Here is an 18,402-nt window from a genome sequence, read left to right as displayed (position 1 = left end):
ATGACGGCGCGCCCTCGCAGATCGGAACGGGAGCAGCTTGAGCTGTTCCGCGCTCTGCCAAGCGATCTCGCGCCGCGCGATGCGCAGGACCTCATGGCCTATCCATTTTTCTCTCTATCCAAATCCCACCGCGTCGAGCCGATCGACTTCCGCACCGGCGAGATCGCCATCCGCGTGGAAGCCGTGCCCGAGCACGGCATGGCCACGATCTGGGATGCGGACATCCTGATCTGGGCGGCTAGCCAGATCGTCGAGGCGCGCGACAACGGCTTTCGCACGTCGCGCCTGATCGCAACCACCCCATACCAAATCCTGACCTTCATCGGACGTGGCACCGGCGCGCGCGACTATCGCCGGCTGAGGGCCGCGCTCGACCGCCTTCAATCGACCACGGTCGCGACCACCTTGCGGCAACCTCCGGCGAATCCTCGAAGCCGCAATGAGCCCAACTCTGTTGCACCAGCGACCGGTCGGCGCACGCATCGCTTCTCCTGGATCAACGAATGGACCGAGCGCGCCGATGCATTCGGCAATCCCGACGGGATCGAGCTCATCGTGCCGGATTGGTTCTATAAAGCGGTGCTGGACGAGGCGCTCGTCCTCACCATCGACCGCGCCTATTTCGGCCTCACGGGCGGTATCGAACGCTGGCTCTACCGGATCGTGCGCAAGCATGGCGGCAGGCAGAAGCGCGGATGGCGGTTCGACTTCCAGCACCTCTACGTCAAATCCGGAAGCCTCTCGCCGTTCAAGCGCTTCGCCTTCGAACTCCGCGCGATCATCCAGCGCCAGCCGCTGCCAGGCTACTCCCTGTTTCTCGAAATCGAGGCGGGCGGCCGTACGCTGCTCGCCTTCGAGCCGGCGCCCTGTGGACAGGCTGTGGAAGCCGTCGTGCTATCGGGAACCCGCACTATCGTGCCATCGGGAACCGACCCATCGTGCTATCGGGAACCCAAACCGCATCTAACCTCTTCCGCAGAAAGCGGAAATCGACCCCTTAACTTAGAATCTAACAAAGAATCTAACTTTTGTAGGGGCGGGCATTCTGGGGAGAACCACTCTCCGACACACCGAAAAGAGGATGAACGCAGGCAGCAGACGGCGGTCTCCGAACGCGATGACGATGCTGTCTCCAAGAGCGGTCCGGCCCGTACTGGTGCGGGAGACGCTTCATGATTGCGGCGTTCCTCAATCAGAAGGGCGGTGTCGGCAAGACGACGCTCGCCTTGCACCTCGCCGGCGAATGGGCACGAGGCGGACGCACTGTCACCCTGATCGATGCTGACCCGCAGGGATCGGCACTCGACTGGTCGGAAAGGCGCAGCCACGAGAGTCTGCCGCGACGTTTCGGCGTCATTGGCCTGGCGCGGGATACGCTCCACCACGAAGCGCCTGAACTCGCCCGCACTGCCGACAATGTCGTCATCGACGGTCCGCCGCGCGTCGCGGGGCTGATGCGCTCGGCGCTGCTTGCCGCCGACGTCATCCTCATTCCGGTGCAGCCGTCACCTCTCGATGGCTGGGCCTCGGCGGAGATCCTGCGCCTGATCGAGGAGGCGCGGATATTCCGTCCGCAGCTCGCCGTGCGCTTCGTCCTCAACCGTTGTCCGGCACGAACCATCATCGCGCGCGAGACCGGTGATGCGCTCGCCGACCAGGACCCTCCCGCGCTGCGCGCGACGATCGGCCAGCGCGTCATCTTTGCGTCGGCCGCGCGGTCCGGCCGCCTCGTTTGCGAGTGCGATGCAGACAGCATCGCCGCGCGGGAAGTGTCGGCGCTCGCGGCCGAGATCGGAAGGCTCGCACCATGAGCGACCGTCCAAACCGCCGCGCCTTCGCCACGAGACCAGGCGATCCCGAGCAGTGGATCAGGTCCGACGATGCCGCTCCCCGTGACGGCAAGCGGTCCGGGTTCACCGCCCGCCTGACCATCGACATCACGCCCGAGCTGCGCGGGCGCATCAAGATCGCCGCGTTCCAGCGCGGCGTCACCGTCGCCGACATGCTGCGCGAGTTGCTCGAACGCGAATTCCCCAAGCGCGAAGGAGACCCCTCATGACCGGCGCCACAGCCGCAGGTGTCGGCGCCGGCCCGATGCCGTCCGCCCACACTTCCGACGCACTCACGCATGTCGAACTGACCTGGATCGAGGGCGGGATCGAATATTGGATTCGCTTTGGCCGCGAGGCCGGTGAGCGAATCATCGACCGCCGCCGACGGGTCGTCTCCTTCCGGCCGGGCGCCGTCTTCGCCTTCGTGCGTTGGGCGGCGAACGACTACGGCACCGTCATCTCGCGCATCGACATCCTGCGCGCGGTCGCTCCGGGCTCCGCCTATCAGACGCTTCCCTTCGTGCGCCCCGGCGCCGAAATCCTGCTCAAGATCGAAGGCTGGCCGAAGGTCGAGAAGGTGCTCCAGCACATCGACGCGGTGGAAGCCTCGGACGTCGATCCCTGCGACGCCGCCCCCGATCACTGGCGCCATGTGGCGCACCGGATGAGCGCCGGCCACGAGCCGCGTCCCTACACGCAGGAGCGCCACCAGGCCTGGCTCAAGCGGCGGGAGATCGAACGATGACCCGCTTCGGCTACGTCATGCTGACCTACTTCACCGCCATGGGCGTAACCGCGGCCGCCATCGTTCCGACCTCGCTCAAGCTCGTCTGGAATGTGTCGGCCAGCGCACCGATCGGGCTCTACCGCATCGAACCCGCCGCGCATCTCGACGTCCCCGATCTGGTCGCCGTGATGCCGCCCGAGCCGCTCGAGGACTTCATGGTCGAGCGCGGTTATATCGGCCGCGACTTGCCGATCCTGAAGCGCGTCCTCGGGCTGCCGGGACAGCGCATATGCCGGATCGGCCGCACCATCACGGTCGACGGAATCGCGATGGGCGAGGCCCGCGACCGCGATCGCCTGGACCGCCCACTGCCGGTCTGGAGCGGCTGCCGCACCGTCGCCGCCGACGAACTTTTTCTCATGAACTGGCAAGTCTCCGACAGCCTTGATGGGCGGTATTTCGGACCGCTTCCGGCGACGACCGTCATTGGCCGGGCCGTCCCTCTTTACACCGACGAAGACGGCGATGGCCGCTTCGTGTGGCGCGCGCCGACGCGGTGACGACGCACGCCTTCCCGCAATCCCACCGCATTCAAACAGGTGTTCACCATGCCCCAAATCGGACAATTCACGCGCACGGAAAGCGGCTATAGCGGTCGCATGCGCTCGCTGTCCTTCGACTGCGCACTCACCTTCGTCACGGCCGAGAATGCCGACAGCGAGAACGCGCCGGCCTACCGCGTTCATCTCGGCGACGAGACCGGACCCGAGGTCGGCGCCGGCTGGAAACATACCGGCGACCGCGCCGGCACGTTCATCTCCGTCGTCCTCGATGACCCGGCATTCGCGTTTCCAGTGCGTGCCCGGCTGTTCCAGTCGGACGAGGATGGACATGACTGGGGTCTGCACTGGACCCGTCCGAAGAAGCGTGACGAGCAGGACTGATCGATGCCGCTCATCGGTCCGTCAGCAACATTGCGGCGGTGCGGTCCCTGCGGCCGCATCGTGCTCTTTCTCCTTTCCGGCTTGGTCGTCACCACGCTCGACACCGGCAACGCATCCGCACAGCCGGCGCCCGCCGGGCGACCCGAATTCCGCGATCCCATTGCCGCCCATATCGCCAAGGCGGCGCAGCGGTTCGGCATTCCCGAACGCTGGATTGTCGCCGTCATGGGCGCAGAGAGCGCAGGCGATGCGCGCGCGGTCTCCCATGCCGGCGCTCAAGGGTTGATGCAGGTCATGCCGGCGACATGGGATGATCTGCGGATTCGACATCGTCTCGGCTCCGATCCCTTCGACCCGCGCGACAACATCCTGGCGGGCGCCGCCTATTTGCGCGAGATGTACGACCGTTACGGCACGATCCCGGCGATGCTGGCGGCCTACAATGCGGGGCCGGATCGCTATGACGAATACCTCGCGACCGGCCGCCCATTGCCAGCCGAAACGCGCGCCTATGTCGATCTGCTTGCACCGGCGCTGGGCGCAACGGTGCCGTCGCCCGGCGCTCCGGCTGCGCCATCACCGCCGCCCGACTGGCGCGAGGCGCCGCTGTTCGTCCCGCGCTCAGTTGACCGCCGGACAGTCGCGGACCGCGCCATAGTCAAGCAGACGGATGGCACCTCTGCTTCCGTGCCGGTGCAGCGCGATATCGAGGATCATTCCCACCCGAAGACCATCGTCATTGCGCAGGATGATACGGGGGCTGACCCATGACGCGTTGCAGTCCTCATCGCAGGATCTCGGGCTCTGGCGTGTCATGGACTACGCGAGCGGTAGCGGCAGGAATCACAACCGACCGATGGCAGGATAAAAGGGCGCACATTGCGCGCCGGTCGGTCGGTTGTTTTTGTGGGATTTTCTTGGACGCTCCGCACATTGTCCGGCTCTGCCGCAATGTGCGCCGAGCGTTCAACATCCTAGATTTACTGGGTTTTCCGCACATTGCGGAGCGATGCCATGGCCGATGATCGCGAGTTCCGCATTCGGCCTGGCCGTATCCGTTCGACCCGTGCGCAGGCGGCGCGTCCCTTCATCGCCCAGGCGCTGGCGGCCGCGAAGAAGGCAGGCGGCGGCGTCTCGCGATCCGGGCGCATCACGTCCGGCAACCGCTCGCGCTTCGGCCACGGCCAGCGCGCCAGTATCCAGGCCAATCGTCTCATCACCGCGCGCTCGCGCGGCGCGGTCATCAAGGCGCGCGTGGTTCGCCATTCCGGCCGGACGGCGTCGCTCGGCACCCATCTCGACTATCTGCGCCGCGACGGCGTCACCCGAGACGGGGAGAAGGCGCGCCTGTTCGGGCCGGGAGAGGAAGAAGCAGACGGCAGGGCCTTCGCCGAGCGCTGCGAGGACGACAGGCACCATTTCCGCTTCATCGTCTCGCCCGACGATGCTCTGGAGATGTCGGACCTGCGATCCTTAACCAGCGATCTCGTAGGACAGATGGAGAAGGATCTCGGCACCGAACTCGACTGGGTCGCCGTCGATCACTGGAACACCGAATACCCGCATATCCATCTGATCGTGCGCGGCAAACGCGACGACGGCGAGGACCTCGTGATATCGCGGGACTATATCAAGGAAGGCATGCGTGACCGCGCACGCGATCTCATCACCCAGGAACTCGGCCCGCGCACCGATCTCGATATCCGACGGACCCTCGAAAACCAGATCGAGACCGAGCGCTGGACCCAGCTCGACCGTCAGCTTGTGCGCGATGGCCGGCGCACCGGAGTGATCGACCTCGCTCCGCCGCCGGGCGAACAACCGGATGAATTCCATGCGCTGAAGGTCGGGCGCCTGCGCAAGCTGGAAACACTCGGCTTGGCCGAGCAGGTCGGCCCCGGTCAATGGATGATCGGCGACAAGGCCGAGGCGATGCTGCGTGAACTCGGGGAGCGCGGCGACATCATCAGGCGCATGCACCGCGCGTTGACCGAGCGCGGCATTGAGCGTGGATCGGCGGACTACGTGTTGGCAGCCGAAAGCCTCGACGCGCCCATCGTCGGGCGTCTGGTCGAGCGCGGCCTCGATGATGAGATCAAGGGCACGGCCTATGCCGTGGTCGACGGCATCGACGGTCGATCCCATCACTTCAAGCTCGCCGATCTCAGCGCCGCCGGCGATAGCGCGCCGGGCTCGATCGTCGAGCTGCGCGCCTATGACGATTCCCGCGGCCAGCGGCGGATCGCGCTCGCGGTGCGCTCCGATCTCGACATCGAACGGCAGGTGACGGCATCGGGTGCGACCTGGCTCGACCGGCAGAACATCGCGCGCGAGCCGGCCGCGCTGTCAGAAAACGGGTTTGGCGGGGAAGTACGCGACGCTCTCGACAGGCGGGCCGACCACCTCATCGGGGAAGGCTTGGCCCAGCGGCAGGGGCGGCGCATCGTCTTCAGCCGCAATCTCATCGACACGCTCCGCCGGCGCGAGTTGGACGAAATCGGCGAGAAACTAGCGGCGAAGACCGGACAACCGTTCCAGCGTGCAGGTGCCGGCGAGCATGTCGCCGGCGCCTATCGCCAGCGCCTGACGCTCGCCTCTGGTCGCTTCGCGATGATCGACGACGGGCTCGGCTTCCAGCTCGTGCCCTGGACGCCATCGATGGAGAAACATCTCGGCCGCCATATCTCCGGCGTCGCGCGCGGCGACGGTGGTGTAGATTGGAGCTTCGGCCGCAAGCGGGGGCTGGGGCGGTAGTACTCGCAGACGCGCCGACGCTTGTCAGGTCGCCATCAGTCTCACGTTTCGCTGAGCGCCTCGATGATGCGACAATTCGAAATGTGGGTCGCACCGTCGCAGCTTGCGCTGATGCGACGAAGCTGGTCGGCAAGAGATTTGAGATCGGCGATCTTGCGCTCGATCTCGTCGAGATGCTCTCGGGTCAAGGCGTCAACTTCCGCGCAAGGGCGTTCCTCGTCCGAGGACAGAGCGACAAGTTCCTTCACCTGATCCAGAGAGAAGCCCAGCGCCCGGCATCGACGAATGAAGCGAAGCCGGTCCAATTCAGCTTGACCATAGACGCGGTAGTTTCCAGCGCTGCGCCCGGCTTCGGGCAAGAGGCCGATTTTCTCGTAGTAGCGGATCGTCACGACCTTCGTGCCCGTGTGCCGCGCAAGATCGCCAATTTGATAGCCGTCGTCACGCATCGCTTGACCCTATAGTTACTATAGACGCTAGAGAATAGCGCAAAATCGAAAATATAGGACTCGCCTATGGCCTGCTGCTCATCCGAAACCTGTGCCTCGTCGTCCAACAACGGCTCACCGCGCTTTCGCCGTGTGCTCTGGATCGTCCTCGCCATCAATGCCGGGATGTTTATCGCCGAGATCGTGGCTGGCCTTGTCGCCGGCTCCGCGGCGCTTCAGGCCGATGCGCTGGATTTCTTTGCAGACGCCGCGAACTACGCCATCAGCCTGGCTGTTTTCGGGTCAAGCCTGCGTTGGCGCGCTGGAGCGGCATGGGTGAAGGGAGCGTCGATGTGGATCTTCGGGCTCTGGGTACTAGCGACCGTTGTCTGGCACTTGGCCAACGGCTCGGTGCCTCATGCGGCTACGATGGGGATAATCGGCACGCTTGCATTGGTGATGAATGTCGCATGTCTGTTCCTGTTGACGGCCTTTCGAGAAGGGGATGCCAACATGCGCTCTGTGTGGATCTGTTCCCGAAACGACGTGGTCGCTAATGTGGCCGTTCTGCTCGCAGCTCTGGGCGTGTTCGGCACCGGAACAGGCTGGCCGGATTTCGTCGTAGCCAGCCTCATGGCAGTGCTCGCGATCCACGGCGCCGCCACCATCCTCCGAGACGCCTCGCGCGAGTGGCGGGAGGCCGGGCGCGTTCATGGCGTCCACATGTTGCGGTAAAAAGCCGTCTCGTTGATCCGTGGAGACCCTAGTACGCGCTGCAGGTCCCACGCTGCGATCACCTGACCAATTTCGCAGCCAATAATCGGTGCCCCATTTCAACTGACGAATTGTTTTCTTAAGTTTCCGTCCCTCCCGCCGTTGTTTATCCGTTGGTCGCCGTTCTTACGATCCGTGAGAAAATGGACTTGTTGTCCCTGATCTTGCCGCTCAGCGTTCCGATATTTGCGCGAGACTGGAACCATGTCAGGTACGAAAATTCTCTGGGGGCAAATCCTCGTCGTTTTCACCATCGTCCTCACCACTACCTGGGCGGCGACAGAGTGGACCGCCTGGCGCCTAGGCTTTCAGGCGCAACTCGGCGCGCCCTGGTTCGAAGTCGGAGGGTGGCCGATTTACTATCCACCCGCGTTCTTCTGGTGGTGGTATTTCTACGATGCCTATGCCCCTCCGATCTTCATTGAGGGAGCCATCATTGCTGCCTCGGGCGGCTTCCTGGCAATTGCTGTAGCCATTCTTATGTCGGTCTGGCGTGCTCGCGAGGCGCCGAACGTTTTCACCTATGGATCGGCAAGATGGGCGAAAGCTGATGAGATCAAGTCTGCCGGTCTGCTTGGCCCCGATGGCGTCGTCCTGGGTAAGCTCAAGGACGACTATCTTCGGCATGAGGGACCGGAGCATGTGTTGTGCTTCGCGCCGACCCGCTCGGGCAAGGGCGTCGGTCTGGTCATTCCGTCGCTTCTGACCTGGCCGGGCTCGGCCATCGTCCACGACATCAAGGGGGAGAACTGGCAGCTCACGGCAGGCTTTCGCGTCCGGCACGGCCGCGTGCTCCTGTTCGATCCAACCAACCCCGAGTCCTCCGCCTACAATCCTTTGCTCGAAGTTCGACGCGGCGAATGGGAGGTGCGCGACGTTCAGAACATAGCCGACATCCTCGTCGATCCCGAGGGTTCGCTGGAAAAGCGCAATCACTGGGAGAAGACCAGCCACGCACTTTTGGTCGGCGCCATCCTCCATGTCCTTTATGCGGAAAAGGACAAGACACTCGCCGGCGTCGCCGCTCTCCTGTCCGATCCGAAACGCCCCATTGAATCCACGCTCGCCGCCATGATGAAGACGGCGCATCTTGGCGAAGCCGGGCCGCATCCGGTTATCGCCAGCGCGGCCCGCGAACTCCTTAACAAGTCCGACAATGAACGCAGCGGCGTCCTTTCTACCGCCATGTCGTTCCTCGGGCTCTACCGCGATCCTGTCGTCGCGAAGGTGACGCGCCGCTGCGACTGGCGCATCACTGATTTGGTAGGCGGCAAGCGCCCGGCGACACTCTACCTTGTCGTACCGCCCTCCGACATCAATCGGACCAAACCGCTCATCCGCCTCATCCTTAATCAGATCGGCCGGCGGCTGACCGAAGACCTGCAGGCCAGAACCGCGCGGCACAAATTGCTGCTGATGCTGGACGAGTTTCCAGCACTCGGCCGCCTCGACTTCTTCGAGAGCGCGCTCGCCTTCATGGCAGGCTACGGGCTCAAGAGTTTCCTGATAGCGCAGTCGCTGAACCAGATCGAGAAGGCCTACGGGCCGAACAACTCGATCCTCGACAATTGCCACGTCCGGGTGAGCTTCGCCACCAATGACGAGCGAACCGCGAAACGGGTGAGTGATGCGCTCGGTACAGCGACTGAGATGCGGGCGATGAAGAACTATGCGGGGCACAGGCTTTCACCCTGGCTCGGCCATCTGATGGTGTCGCGGCAGGAAACCGCAAGGCCGCTGCTAACGCCAGGTGAGGTCATGCAACTCCCGCCAGCGGACGAAATCGTCATGGTCGCTGGCATATCGCCGATCCGCGCGAAGAAGGTTCGCTACTTTGAGGACCGCCGTTTCGAGGAGCGCATTCTGCCACCGCCATCCATAGCGGACCCTGCCGAAGCCGAAAAAGACGAATGGAGCGCGTTGCCACTACCGCCCAAGCCGACGCTTCACACCGACCGATCTGGCAACGCTGGCAACGACGAGGATACCACCGATTCCGAACGGCGCCGCCAGCCGGAGCTCGGCCGCGCCCAGCCCGTCGAGAAAAAGGAGCCAATCGAAAACGAATTCGAGATCGACCCCTTCGATGATGATCAGGAAGAAGTCGCGCGCAATAGTCGAATGAACCGCACGATGCAGCGCGTGGCGCGACAGGTTTCGCTCGACCCCAACGATGGGATGGATCTCTAGCCCATGTCTGCTCGAAAGAAAAAGACGCAGATCTCAGTCTATCTTGACCCGGACATCATGGCGATGCTGTCGGACTATGCAGCGCGGCGCGAGCAATCGCAGTCGATGATCGCGGAGGCGGCGATCGCCTCCTTTCTTTCACCCGACGATGCTGAAAGGCGCGAGGCCGTCATTGCCAACCGGCTGGATCAGATCGACAGGCGCATCTCCCGTCTGGAACGAGATCTCGGTATCTCTATCGAAACGCTGGCCGTCTTCGTTAGATTCTGGCTCACCACAACGCCGGCACTTCCGGAACCGGCCGCCCAGGCAGCTCGCGCCAGGGCCGCAGAGCGCTACGAGTCTTTCATCACCGCGCTCGGCCGCCGTATCGCCAAGGGACCGAAGCTTCGGCAGGAGATACCGGAAGACGTGGAGAGAGAGGCCAGGTGAGGCCAAAACGAACTCGTGTGAAATGGCCGGACGGGAACGCCTTGGCAATTTCCTATCATGCCAATGAGGCCATCACAGGATTTCTGCCGACCGTCGGGTATCCATGTTAGGGGCTACCTTTAGGCAAGGACGCTACCCTCGCCTCGCAGACCATCAGCAAAGTCATCAATCCCGCGGATTTCTTCCAGATGATGGATGCCGGTCTGCGGCGGCTCATCAAGCATGAGCACGATTGTTTGAGATGCCATCAGCGCAGTGATCTCCGCTTCCTTCCTGGCCTCGAATGACATGAAACGTCGAAACGGCTTTCCTTGCGTTCGACCAACGGCGGTGACCGACAATCCCACCCGGTCCGATCCGACCCGAAACTTTGAAAACAGCCATCTCATAACGCCGCGCATCCCCTGGATCCGACCAAGGTGACCGAGAAGACGCAATCCCCCTGCCGTCACAAGCGGCGTATCGAACGCAAGGCGCGTCGTCACGCGCTCATAGCCGTGGCGCCGCATCAGGACGTGCTGGTCCGCGAAATCGAACGGGACAGATGCTCGTTGAACAGATCGGCTTCCGAACGCGATCCTGCGGATTGCGGATGAGGGATACGGACGCAAGTTCTCCAATGTCCAATTCAACGCGGCCGTTCCATGAGCATCCCCGAGACCGAGGAGGATACCGATCTCTATTTTCTCGACCTGATCCATGCCGTCTGCACAGGCCTGCGCCATGAGATTTGTCAGGCCAGGCGCGAGGCCCACGGAAAGCACGGCCCATCCACCGCTCGCAATCGCAAAGGCCTCGAGCGCCTCAATCCGCCGGAAAAGGTCGTCAGAAGCCGTGATATCGATATAGCCAAGACCCCGCTCCAGAACCGCTTCGGCGAAGGCCGGCCCATCCTGGTCCATGCAAACGACGACAACGTCTATTCCTTCAAGCGCTCCTGACCAGGTTCGCCCGTCGTTCAGGTCGATCGTCGTCCAGCGATAGCCCAGCTTCTCCGCGACGCCTTGGGCGGGCGCACGTCTCCGCCCGCCGATGGTCACGGCAGTGCAGCCCATCTGCCGCAACCGAGCCGCCATGGCGCGTCCGACCTGGCCGTAGCCTCCGACGATCAAGACACTCCGTTTACTCATCGTCAGCGCCTGATCCGATCGAAGGCCGCGCGCGCATCAGGCCGACCGGACATCGAGTTCGCTCATCATGCCGGCGGCCATGTGCGCCATGTGATGACAATGGAGCATCCAAGGCGCGACCTCACCGGCATCGAAGGCAATCGTCACCATCCCCATCGGCGGAACATGCACCGTATCACGGACGGCGCCGGCGATCCGCTGACCATTGACGTCCACGACCTGGAAAGCGTGTCCGTGGAGATGCATCGGGTGCGCCATCATCGACATGTTGTGGAACATCATCTCGACACGCTCGCCCGACATGACCGCGACCGGCGTATGGCTGCCCCAGAGTTGCCCGTTGAGCGACCACACATAAGGGCTCATCTGGCCGCCCAGCATGACCATATGCGTCCGGTCCACCGGCCGATCCGGGAGAGGATTGAGGGCACGGAGCGCCAACTCCGTCGTCATGTCGCCGGAATAGGCCGGATGCTCGGCGTCCGCCGTGGAAGAGATGCGTCGCACCTCGGCGCCGCGCGGGGCAAGCACGATACCGGTCCTTTGCGTTGCGCCTTCGCGCAAGGCCAGGACAGGCAAGACCGATCCGTCTGCTGGCATATCAATCTCGATGTCGAGCCGTTGCCCTTGAGCGAAGCCGAAGCGCGTTCCTTCCATGGGCTCTACGGCATCTCCGTCGACGGCAACCAGGCGACCGACCACCGATCCGAGATCGATCCAGAATGCCGTCATCGACGCCGCGTTGATGGCACGCAGGAGAACGCGTCCACCCCGCTCGACCGCTATCACCTCGGGATCGTCCAGGGTCCGGTCATTGGCGAGATAGGCATCGAATTCGAAGTCGTTGAGATCCATCTCCATTCCGGAGTCGTGGCCCATCCCCGCCATGCCGCCCGACATCGCGTTCGGCATTGGCATGGACATCGGATCGGATTCGTGATGCCCGACGATCCGCCGCGGGAATTCTCCCATGGAGTGGCTACCTTCCTGCACCTCGCCATGCGGCATCGCGCGGCCGGACGTGATCTCCTCAAGGACCTCTTCGCCGGAGCGGAAGGAAAAGTCATGCAGGAAGAGAACGACCTCCTGCCTGTCAGCAGCCAGATCTTCGGCACTTCGAACGATCAGGGGCGCTGCGAGCTGATCGACCTCCTGGGCCGGGACATGGCTGTGCATCCAGAACGTTCCGGTACGGGGCGCAAAATCAAAGGATCGGCTGCCGCCCACCGGAATCATCGGGCTCGTGTTCGACACGCCGTCCTGGGCGTTCGGCGGGATCTGACCATGCCAGTGCACGATGGTCTCGACATCGAGATCGTTCGTGAGGTCGACACGAAAGCGCTGACCGGGATCGAGAATCAGTCCGGGCCTTCCGGAGCCGTCGACAAGACCCAGGACCGAGGCGGCACGGCCGTCGACTTCGATCGTGCGACGCACGGCGCGCAATGTGAGCGCATTGGCCTTGGTGGAAGCTTGCGCGTACACGGTGCCGGGAAGCGACGCCATGATGCCGGCGGCAGCGCCGGATGCCAGGAAACTGCGACGTGAGAGTGGAGCCATTTTGACACCTTGAGCAAAAACGCGTTCAATTCCGAATTCAGAGGTCCAGCCGCCGCAGTCTGAGCGCGTTGGCGATCACCGAGACCGATGACAGCGACATGGCGGCGGCCGCGATCATCGGCGAGAGCAACAGGCCGAAGACGGGGTAGAGCACACCGGCTGCGATCGGCACGCCGGCCGTGTTGTAGACGAAGGCAAAGAACAGGTTCTGCTTGATGTTGCGCAGGGTCGCCTTGGCGAGCTTTCGCGCCCGTACGATCCCTGTGAGATCGCCGCCCAGCAATGTTAGCCCTGCACTTTCCACGGCAACATCGGCGCCCGTGCCCATGGCAATGCCGACATCGGCAGCGGCGAGCGCCGGCGCGTCGTTGACGCCGTCGCCCGCCATGGCCACCGAACGGCCCGCCGCGCGCAACTCGTCGACAAAGGCTTTCTTGCCTTCCGGCAGAACGCCGGCGCGCACGTCGTCGATGCCGAGCTTTGCCGCCACCGCCTCGGCGGTGCGCTGATTGTCGCCGGTCGCCATGATGACGCGCAATCCCTGCGCATGCAGGTCACGGATCGCGGCCGCGGTCGTTTCCTTGATGGGGTCCGCCACGGCGACGATACCGGCAAGGGTGCCGTCTACGGCGACGAACATCGCGGTCTTGCCCTCGGTCCTGAGAGCGTCGGCCTTTTCCTCACCGCTAGCGGCGTCACCGCCGATTGCCTGCATTAGCGCGGTGTTGCCGAGCGCGATGGAGCGGCCGCCCACTGTTCCCGTCACGCCCTTGCCGGTGACGGCTTCAAAGTCCGTGGCCTTGTCGAGTGGCACGCCCCGCTCCCGCGCGCCCTCGAGAATGGCTTCGGCCAATGGATGTTCGGAACCGCGCTCCAAGGCTGCCGCCAATGCGAGAACGTCGTCCTCCGGAATATCCCCAAGGGCGACCACATCGGTCAGCTTCGGCCGTCCCTCGGTCAGCGTTCCGGTCTTGTCGACGATCAGCGTGTCGACGCGCGCCATGCGCTCCAGCGCCTCGGCGTCCTTGATGAGAACGCCTGCCTGCGCGCCGCGTCCCGCCGCCGTGGTGATCGAGATCGGCGTTGCAAGCCCGAGCGCGCAGGGACAGGCGATGATCAGGACCGACACTGCCGCCGCGATTGCGAAGACGAAGGCGGGACTCGGTCCGGCAAAAAGCCAGACGACAAAGGCGAGGATGGCGATGCCGACGACCGTCGGCACGAAGACTTCCGAGACCCGATCGGCCAGGCCTTGAATGGGCGCGCGCGAACGGCGCGCCCCGGCCACCATGTCGACGATCTGCGCAAGCACCGTGTCTGAGCCGACCGCCGTCGCGCGAATCGCCAGCGTGCCGTTCTTGTTGATCGTTCCGCCGGTCACCCGGTCGCCCTCGGTTTTCTCGATGGGGACGGCCTCGCCGGTGATCATACTCTCGTCGATCGAAGACCGGCCCTCGGCCACTTCACCGTCGACCGGCACGCTGTCGCCGGGGCGTACGCGTAGCAGGTCGCCTTCGACAATGTTCTCCAGCGGCGCGTCATATTCGGAGCCGTCGGACAGGATGCGTCGCGCGGTCTTGGGCGCAAGGTCCATCAGCGCCCGGATGGCGTCGCCGGTGCGCTCGCGGGCGCGCAACTCCAGCACCTGACCGACGAAGATCAGCGCGATGATGACGACCGCGGCCTCGTAGTAGGTGCCGACCATGCCCCCCATCCGGTACTGCTCGGGAAAGACGCCGGGCAGGAAGGTCGCGACGAGGGAGTAGAGATAGGCCGCGCCGACACCGAGCGATATGAGCGTCCACATGTTGGGCGATCGGTTCTTTACGGAGTCCCAGCCGCGCTGGAAAAACGGCAGCGCCGCCCACAGCACGATCGGCGTGGCGAGGAGAAACTCTAGGTAGATCGCGATCTGATGGCCGATCCAGTCGCGGACGGGAAGACCGACCAGTTCACCCATCGTCAGGATCACCAGGGGCACCGCAGCGGCGGCGCTGATCCACATCCGCCGCGTGAAATCGGTCAGTTCCTCGCTTGGCTCGTCGGACGGCACCATCGGCTCGAGCGCCATGCCGCATTTCGGGCAGGCGCCGGGTTCGTCACGGACGATCTCCGGATGCATGGGACAGGTCCACTGCGTGCCCTGCGGCGCACGCTTGCCGACCTTCGCCGCGTTGCCCGAGGCGTAAAAATACGGATCGGCATCGAACTTCGTCCGGCAGCCATCGGAGCAAAAGTAGAAGGTGTCACCCCCGAAGTCGCGCATGCGCGCCTCCGGCTTGATCGTCACCGTCATCCCGCAAACGGGATCGGTTGCCGTTTCGCCGGCTTTCGGATCCGGGTGATCATGGCCGGCATGATCGTGGCCATCGTGATTGTGCGACGTTTGGTCGTGATGCTGGTGAGAATGCTGCGCCATTTCGAATGCTTCCTGACTGACTTGGCACACAAGGTAGTGCTTCCAGTAACTGGAAGGTCAAGAGCCTGATTGTCCTTTTATCTTCCAGCTCAGCCCGAATGATGCATGTGACCGGTCGACGGCGGACGAAGCCGCAGGAATACCGCCTCGAAGGCAAAGACGACGGCAATCCCGCCGACGGCAATGACGACGATCGCCGGGTCCGCCTGCCACTTCATCAGTCCAAAGGCTGCGAGCACCACCGCGTCGAGCGTGATCGCCGTCAGCAGGATCCATGACCGGGCGCCGATGACATGCCTGAGGTTCCGGTACACACCCCAGTGGATGACCATGTCCATCACCAGATAGAAGAACGCGCCGAGCGAGGCGATCCGGCCGAGATCGAAGAAGATGGTCAGAAGGCTGGCGATCACCACAGTGTAGACGAGCGTATGATCACGGATCGCCCCTGGCATACCGAAATGGCTGTGCGGCACGAGCTTCATGTCGGTCAGCATGGCCAGCATGCGCGAGACCGCGAAAACGCTGGCGATCAGGCCGGACGCCGTAGCAATCAGGGCCAGAGCCACCGTCAGATAGAAACCAACCTGCCCGAAGGCCGGTGCCGCCGCCTCGGCCAGCGCATAATCCTTGGCGGCGATGATACGATCGAGCGGCAGGCTAGAGCCGACCGCGAAAGCCACAAGGAGATAGACGACGACGCAGATCGCGATCGAGACCACGATGGCGCGGCCGACATTGCGGTGCGGCTCGGTGATCTCGGCGCCGCTGTTGGTGATCGTCGTAAACCCCTTGAAGGCGAGGATAGCGAGCGCAGCTGAAGCCAGAAACCCTCCCGCCCCGGTCTCGCCGCCCGTCGCCTCGAAGGAAAAACCACCGGCCCAAAGCGCCGCAACGCCGAACAATGCGATCCCGAAAACCTTCAGGAACGCCATCACAATAGACAGCAACCCGACCGACCGGTTTCCCGACACGTTCACAAGCCAGGCGAAGACGATGACGGCGACGCCGATGGTCGGCACCAGCCAGCCTGTGGGCTCAATCCCCAATCCCCGCAGCGCATAGGCGGCGAAGGTTCGCGCGACGAGGCTCTCGTTGATGACCATCGACAGCGCCATCAAAAGCGCCGCGCCTGCCGCGACGGTCGTCGGCCCGTAGGCCTTGACCAGGATCATGCCGATGCCACCGGCCGAGGGATAGGCGTTCGACATTTTGACATAGGTGTAGGCACTGAAGGCCGTGACGATGGCGCCGGCAATAAAGGAGAGCGGAAACAGAGGTCCGGCCAGTTCCGCCATCTGCCCGGTCAGAGCGAGGATCCCCGCCCCGATCATGACCCCGGTGCCCATGGCGATGGCGCCAGGCAAAGTGATGCTGTCTTTTTTGTAGTCCGTCATGATCGTCCGCTCGAAATCGCTTTTCCCAGTGTCGGCGAGTGACGCCGAGTCGCTGATCTATTTAAAGGTTCCAGCAACTGGAGGGTCAAGGGTCGGCGGACGGATCAGATCAGGAAGGCCTTGAGCGGCATCCAGATGCCCATGGCCATCATCATGAGGCTTTCGGTCAGGGAGACGAAGCCGAGCGGCACCGAAGAGCTGCCCCCGACACAGGCGCATTTAAGCTCGCGCTTGTCGATGTAGACCGCCTTGAAGATGCTGACAGCCCCGACCGAGCCGATGAACAGCGCCACCGGCGCCGATATCCACACGAGGATGCCGGCCGTCATCAGGATACCGGCCAGCGCCTCGCCAAACGGATAGATCGTGCCATAGGGCACCCACTGGCGCGCCAGCAGGTCGTAGTTGAGGAACATGGTCGAGAAGCTCTCGACATCCTGGAGTTTCTGGATCGCCAGGATGGTCATCGACAGCGAGATGAACCACTCAAGCGCCCGCAGCGTCAGAACCGTGCCGTACTGGTGCCAGGACAGCCCCAGCGCCAGCAGGGCGGCGACCGCGAAAATGGCGATAACCGGCCTGTAGGAGGTGTCGCTTTGCTCCTCCGGCGGCGGATCGATCTCGAAATAGACCCGCAGACCGTCGTAACCACCGACCCGTTCGCCACCGATGAAGGTCTGCGGCGTCGTCTCCACACCTTGGTCCTCCATGAAGGCGTCGGTCTCTTCGCGCGTGGTCAAGTGATGGTCATCAACCTCAAAGCCCCGACGCTTGAGAAGATCCTTCGACTTCAGGCCATAGGGGCAGAGGTGATCGCGCATCACCATGCGATAGAGTCGCGCGGTCCGGGTTCCGTCCTTCGCCATCACCGCCTCCTAGGAGCCCGCGCAGGTGTACTGGCCGCGGAAGCCGGCCTCGTACTCCGCGCCGGCCGTCACTACCAGATCGTAAAGATCGCCGCTGTCGGTCTCATGCAGTTCAGCCGAGAGCGGCTCGGCGGTGAACGTGCCCCCTTCGGGGCCGGTTTCGCTTACGTCAAGGCGAACGAGGTCGCCGCTGATCTTGACCAAAGCAGCCGTTCCTTGCGCGCTCTCGCCCGCGACCATCACGGGCGGGCTGCCCTCGGTATAGGTGAAGCGGCAGGCTGCGCCATCCGGGAAAACCCGAGCGATCTCATCCTCGGTCAGGAACTCCGGATCGACCTTGGAAAGTTCTTCACTGGCGAGCGCTTCCTCAGCGCCGACAAGCTCCGCCGGAGTCGTCGCCGCGCGCTGCGTGGCCTTCCCGTTGGCGTCGATGTCGGCGATCAGATAGCGCATCTCGGCGATCTCCTTGTCCTGGGCGTAGATGATGTCGTCGGCCAGGGTGCGCACCCGCGGATCGGTTATGTTGGCGCGACTCGACGTCATGATCGCGATCGAATGGTGCGGGATCATTGCGCTCATATAGCTGCGGTCCTCGACGGTAACCTGGCTGCGCACGAGCGATAGTGCAGCAGCGAAGACGACAACCGAACCGGCGAAAATGGCGATGTTTGCGGTACGGTTCGCGTACATGGACAGCATGAAGGCGAGCATGATGACCGCCATGGACGCGCCCATCACAAGGGCCATGTAGGCCCGGGTCTCCGACCAGAAGACGTGGCTGAGAAGATAGGTGTTCAGATACATCAATCCGAACATCATCACGGTCGATGTGGCGATCATCGCGAAGAAGCGGCCGTAATGCATGCTTCGTCTCCATGTTTTGTTCGTTTCCCCAATTAACGACCTTCCAGCGCAGGAAGGTTCCAAAGTCGCAAGGGGGCTTGACCTT

18 protein-coding genes are annotated in these 18,402 nt (G+C 63.5%); 11 read left to right on the top strand and 7 right to left on the bottom strand.

Annotated elements, in window-relative coordinates:
- The 8 genes from K7H91_RS16985 to K7H91_RS16950 all read left to right on the top strand — a co-directional run bounded on the left by K7H91_RS16985 (position 1) and on the right by K7H91_RS16950 (position 6,257).
- Complete coding sequence (locus K7H91_RS16985; RefSeq protein ID WP_230721430.1) at positions 1 to 1,176, top strand: replication initiator protein A; 1,176 nt, start codon at positions 1 to 3, stop codon at positions 1,174 to 1,176.
- Positions 1,173 to 1,811: a ParA family partition ATPase gene (parA, locus tag K7H91_RS16980; protein ID WP_230721429.1), complete on the top strand. Its 639-nt coding sequence runs from the start codon at positions 1,173 to 1,175 to the stop codon at positions 1,809 to 1,811. Before K7H91_RS16985 ends, parA begins: the two co-directional genes overlap by 4 nt.
- Positions 1,808 to 2,059 (top strand): hypothetical protein, encoded by a 252-nt coding sequence (locus K7H91_RS16975; protein WP_230721428.1) that lies wholly within the window; start codon positions 1,808 to 1,810, stop codon positions 2,057 to 2,059. Before parA ends, K7H91_RS16975 begins: the two co-directional genes overlap by 4 nt.
- On the top strand, positions 2,056 to 2,577 hold the full coding sequence (locus tag K7H91_RS16970) for a DUF2840 domain-containing protein (RefSeq protein WP_230721427.1): 522 nt from the start codon (positions 2,056 to 2,058) through the stop codon (positions 2,575 to 2,577). The genes K7H91_RS16975 and K7H91_RS16970 overlap by 4 nt, the downstream gene beginning before the upstream one ends.
- Complete coding sequence (locus K7H91_RS16965; RefSeq protein WP_230721426.1) at positions 2,574 to 3,119, top strand: S26 family signal peptidase; 546 nt, start codon at positions 2,574 to 2,576, stop codon at positions 3,117 to 3,119. The genes K7H91_RS16970 and K7H91_RS16965 overlap by 4 nt, the downstream gene beginning before the upstream one ends.
- Before the next feature lie 48 nt (positions 3,120 to 3,167).
- Complete coding sequence (locus K7H91_RS16960) at positions 3,168 to 3,503, top strand: DUF736 domain-containing protein (protein WP_230721425.1); 336 nt, start codon at positions 3,168 to 3,170, stop codon at positions 3,501 to 3,503.
- A gap of 3 nt (positions 3,504 to 3,506) precedes the next feature.
- Positions 3,507 to 4,274 (top strand): lytic transglycosylase domain-containing protein, encoded by a 768-nt coding sequence (locus K7H91_RS16955; RefSeq protein WP_230721424.1) that lies wholly within the window; start codon positions 3,507 to 3,509, stop codon positions 4,272 to 4,274.
- 243 nt (positions 4,275 to 4,517) lie between these two features.
- Positions 4,518 to 6,257: a relaxase/mobilization nuclease domain-containing protein gene (locus tag K7H91_RS16950; RefSeq protein WP_230721423.1), complete on the top strand. Its 1,740-nt coding sequence runs from the start codon at positions 4,518 to 4,520 to the stop codon at positions 6,255 to 6,257.
- Between the two features lie 41 nt (positions 6,258 to 6,298).
- Here the strand turns inward: K7H91_RS16950 and K7H91_RS16945 are convergent, their stop codons facing one another.
- Positions 6,299 to 6,706, bottom strand: a complete 408-nt coding sequence (locus K7H91_RS16945) for a MerR family transcriptional regulator (protein WP_044410262.1) — start codon at positions 6,704 to 6,706, stop codon at positions 6,299 to 6,301.
- Between the two features lie 66 nt (positions 6,707 to 6,772).
- Between K7H91_RS16945 and K7H91_RS16940 the strand changes: the two genes are divergently transcribed.
- From K7H91_RS16940 to K7H91_RS16930, 3 genes are all read left to right on the top strand, one after another.
- Positions 6,773 to 7,420, top strand: a complete 648-nt coding sequence (locus K7H91_RS16940; protein ID WP_044410265.1) for a cation transporter — start codon at positions 6,773 to 6,775, stop codon at positions 7,418 to 7,420.
- A gap of 243 nt (positions 7,421 to 7,663) precedes the next feature.
- Positions 7,664 to 9,649, top strand: a complete 1,986-nt coding sequence (locus tag K7H91_RS16935) for a conjugal transfer protein TraG (protein ID WP_230721422.1) — start codon at positions 7,664 to 7,666, stop codon at positions 9,647 to 9,649.
- 3 nt (positions 9,650 to 9,652) lie between these two features.
- Positions 9,653 to 10,081, top strand: coding sequence for a CopG family transcriptional regulator (locus K7H91_RS16930; RefSeq protein WP_230721421.1), 429 nt, complete (start codon positions 9,653 to 9,655; stop codon positions 10,079 to 10,081).
- 119 nt (positions 10,082 to 10,200) lie between these two features.
- On the opposite strand, the gene K7H91_RS16925 is transcribed toward K7H91_RS16930, so the two are convergent.
- The 6 genes from K7H91_RS16925 to K7H91_RS16900 all read right to left on the bottom strand — a co-directional run bounded on the left by K7H91_RS16925 (position 10,201) and on the right by K7H91_RS16900 (position 18,317).
- Complete coding sequence (locus K7H91_RS16925; protein ID WP_230721420.1) at positions 10,201 to 11,211, bottom strand: NAD-dependent epimerase/dehydratase family protein; 1,011 nt, start codon at positions 11,209 to 11,211, stop codon at positions 10,201 to 10,203.
- Between the two features lie 36 nt (positions 11,212 to 11,247).
- Positions 11,248 to 12,771, bottom strand: coding sequence for a multicopper oxidase family protein (locus K7H91_RS16920; RefSeq protein WP_230721419.1), 1,524 nt, complete (start codon positions 12,769 to 12,771; stop codon positions 11,248 to 11,250).
- A 37-nt stretch (positions 12,772 to 12,808) separates the two neighbouring features.
- Positions 12,809 to 15,190 carry a heavy metal translocating P-type ATPase gene (locus K7H91_RS16915; RefSeq protein WP_230721418.1) on the bottom strand — a complete coding sequence of 794 codons (2,382 nt, stop codon included), beginning with the start codon at positions 15,188 to 15,190 and terminating at the stop codon, positions 12,809 to 12,811.
- Positions 15,191 to 15,279: 89 nt separating this feature from the next.
- Positions 15,280 to 16,587 (bottom strand): APC family permease, encoded by a 1,308-nt coding sequence (locus K7H91_RS16910; protein WP_230721417.1) that lies wholly within the window; start codon positions 16,585 to 16,587, stop codon positions 15,280 to 15,282.
- Between the two features lie 104 nt (positions 16,588 to 16,691).
- Positions 16,692 to 17,453: a glutaredoxin family protein gene (locus K7H91_RS16905; RefSeq protein WP_173427346.1), complete on the bottom strand. Its 762-nt coding sequence runs from the start codon at positions 17,451 to 17,453 to the stop codon at positions 16,692 to 16,694.
- Positions 17,454 to 17,462: 9 nt separating this feature from the next.
- Positions 17,463 to 18,317: a DUF305 domain-containing protein gene (locus K7H91_RS16900; RefSeq protein ID WP_230721416.1), complete on the bottom strand. Its 855-nt coding sequence runs from the start codon at positions 18,315 to 18,317 to the stop codon at positions 17,463 to 17,465.
- Positions 18,318 to 18,402: the final 85 nt, after the last annotated feature.

Source organism: Martelella mediterranea (assembly GCF_021021415.1).
Taxonomy (GTDB): domain Bacteria; phylum Pseudomonadota; class Alphaproteobacteria; order Rhizobiales; family Rhizobiaceae; genus Martelella; species Martelella mediterranea_C.
Note: the sequence above shows the minus strand (reverse complement) of the source record. Positions and strands in the feature narration are given on the sequence as shown.

Coding starts and splice junctions, on each gene's coding strand:
- K7H91_RS16975 (WP_230721428.1), top strand. CDS start 1,808: ATGAGCGACCGTCCAAACCGCCGCGCCTTCGCCACGAGACCAGGCGAT.
- K7H91_RS16955 (WP_230721424.1), top strand. CDS start 3,507: ATGCCGCTCATCGGTCCGTCAGCAACATTGCGGCGGTGCGGTCCCTGC.
- K7H91_RS16950 (WP_230721423.1), top strand. CDS start 4,518: ATGGCCGATGATCGCGAGTTCCGCATTCGGCCTGGCCGTATCCGTTCG.
- K7H91_RS16970 (WP_230721427.1), top strand. CDS start 2,056: ATGACCGGCGCCACAGCCGCAGGTGTCGGCGCCGGCCCGATGCCGTCC.
- K7H91_RS16945 (WP_044410262.1), bottom strand. CDS start 6,706: ATGCGTGACGACGGCTATCAAATTGGCGATCTTGCGCGGCACACGGGC.
- K7H91_RS16905 (WP_173427346.1), bottom strand. CDS start 17,453: ATGGCGAAGGACGGAACCCGGACCGCGCGACTCTATCGCATGGTGATG.
- parA (WP_230721429.1), top strand. CDS start 1,173: ATGATTGCGGCGTTCCTCAATCAGAAGGGCGGTGTCGGCAAGACGACG.
- K7H91_RS16965 (WP_230721426.1), top strand. CDS start 2,574: ATGACCCGCTTCGGCTACGTCATGCTGACCTACTTCACCGCCATGGGC.
- K7H91_RS16920 (WP_230721419.1), bottom strand. CDS start 12,771: ATGGCTCCACTCTCACGTCGCAGTTTCCTGGCATCCGGCGCTGCCGCC.
- K7H91_RS16910 (WP_230721417.1), bottom strand. CDS start 16,587: ATGACGGACTACAAAAAAGACAGCATCACTTTGCCTGGCGCCATCGCC.
- K7H91_RS16940 (WP_044410265.1), top strand. CDS start 6,773: ATGGCCTGCTGCTCATCCGAAACCTGTGCCTCGTCGTCCAACAACGGC.
- K7H91_RS16985 (WP_230721430.1), top strand. CDS start 1: ATGACGGCGCGCCCTCGCAGATCGGAACGGGAGCAGCTTGAGCTGTTC.
- K7H91_RS16900 (WP_230721416.1), bottom strand. CDS start 18,317: ATGCATTACGGCCGCTTCTTCGCGATGATCGCCACATCGACCGTGATG.
- K7H91_RS16930 (WP_230721421.1), top strand. CDS start 9,653: ATGTCTGCTCGAAAGAAAAAGACGCAGATCTCAGTCTATCTTGACCCG.
- K7H91_RS16960 (WP_230721425.1), top strand. CDS start 3,168: ATGCCCCAAATCGGACAATTCACGCGCACGGAAAGCGGCTATAGCGGT.
- K7H91_RS16935 (WP_230721422.1), top strand. CDS start 7,664: ATGTCAGGTACGAAAATTCTCTGGGGGCAAATCCTCGTCGTTTTCACC.
- K7H91_RS16915 (WP_230721418.1), bottom strand. CDS start 15,190: ATGGCGCAGCATTCTCACCAGCATCACGACCAAACGTCGCACAATCAC.
- K7H91_RS16925 (WP_230721420.1), bottom strand. CDS start 11,211: ATGAGTAAACGGAGTGTCTTGATCGTCGGAGGCTACGGCCAGGTCGGA.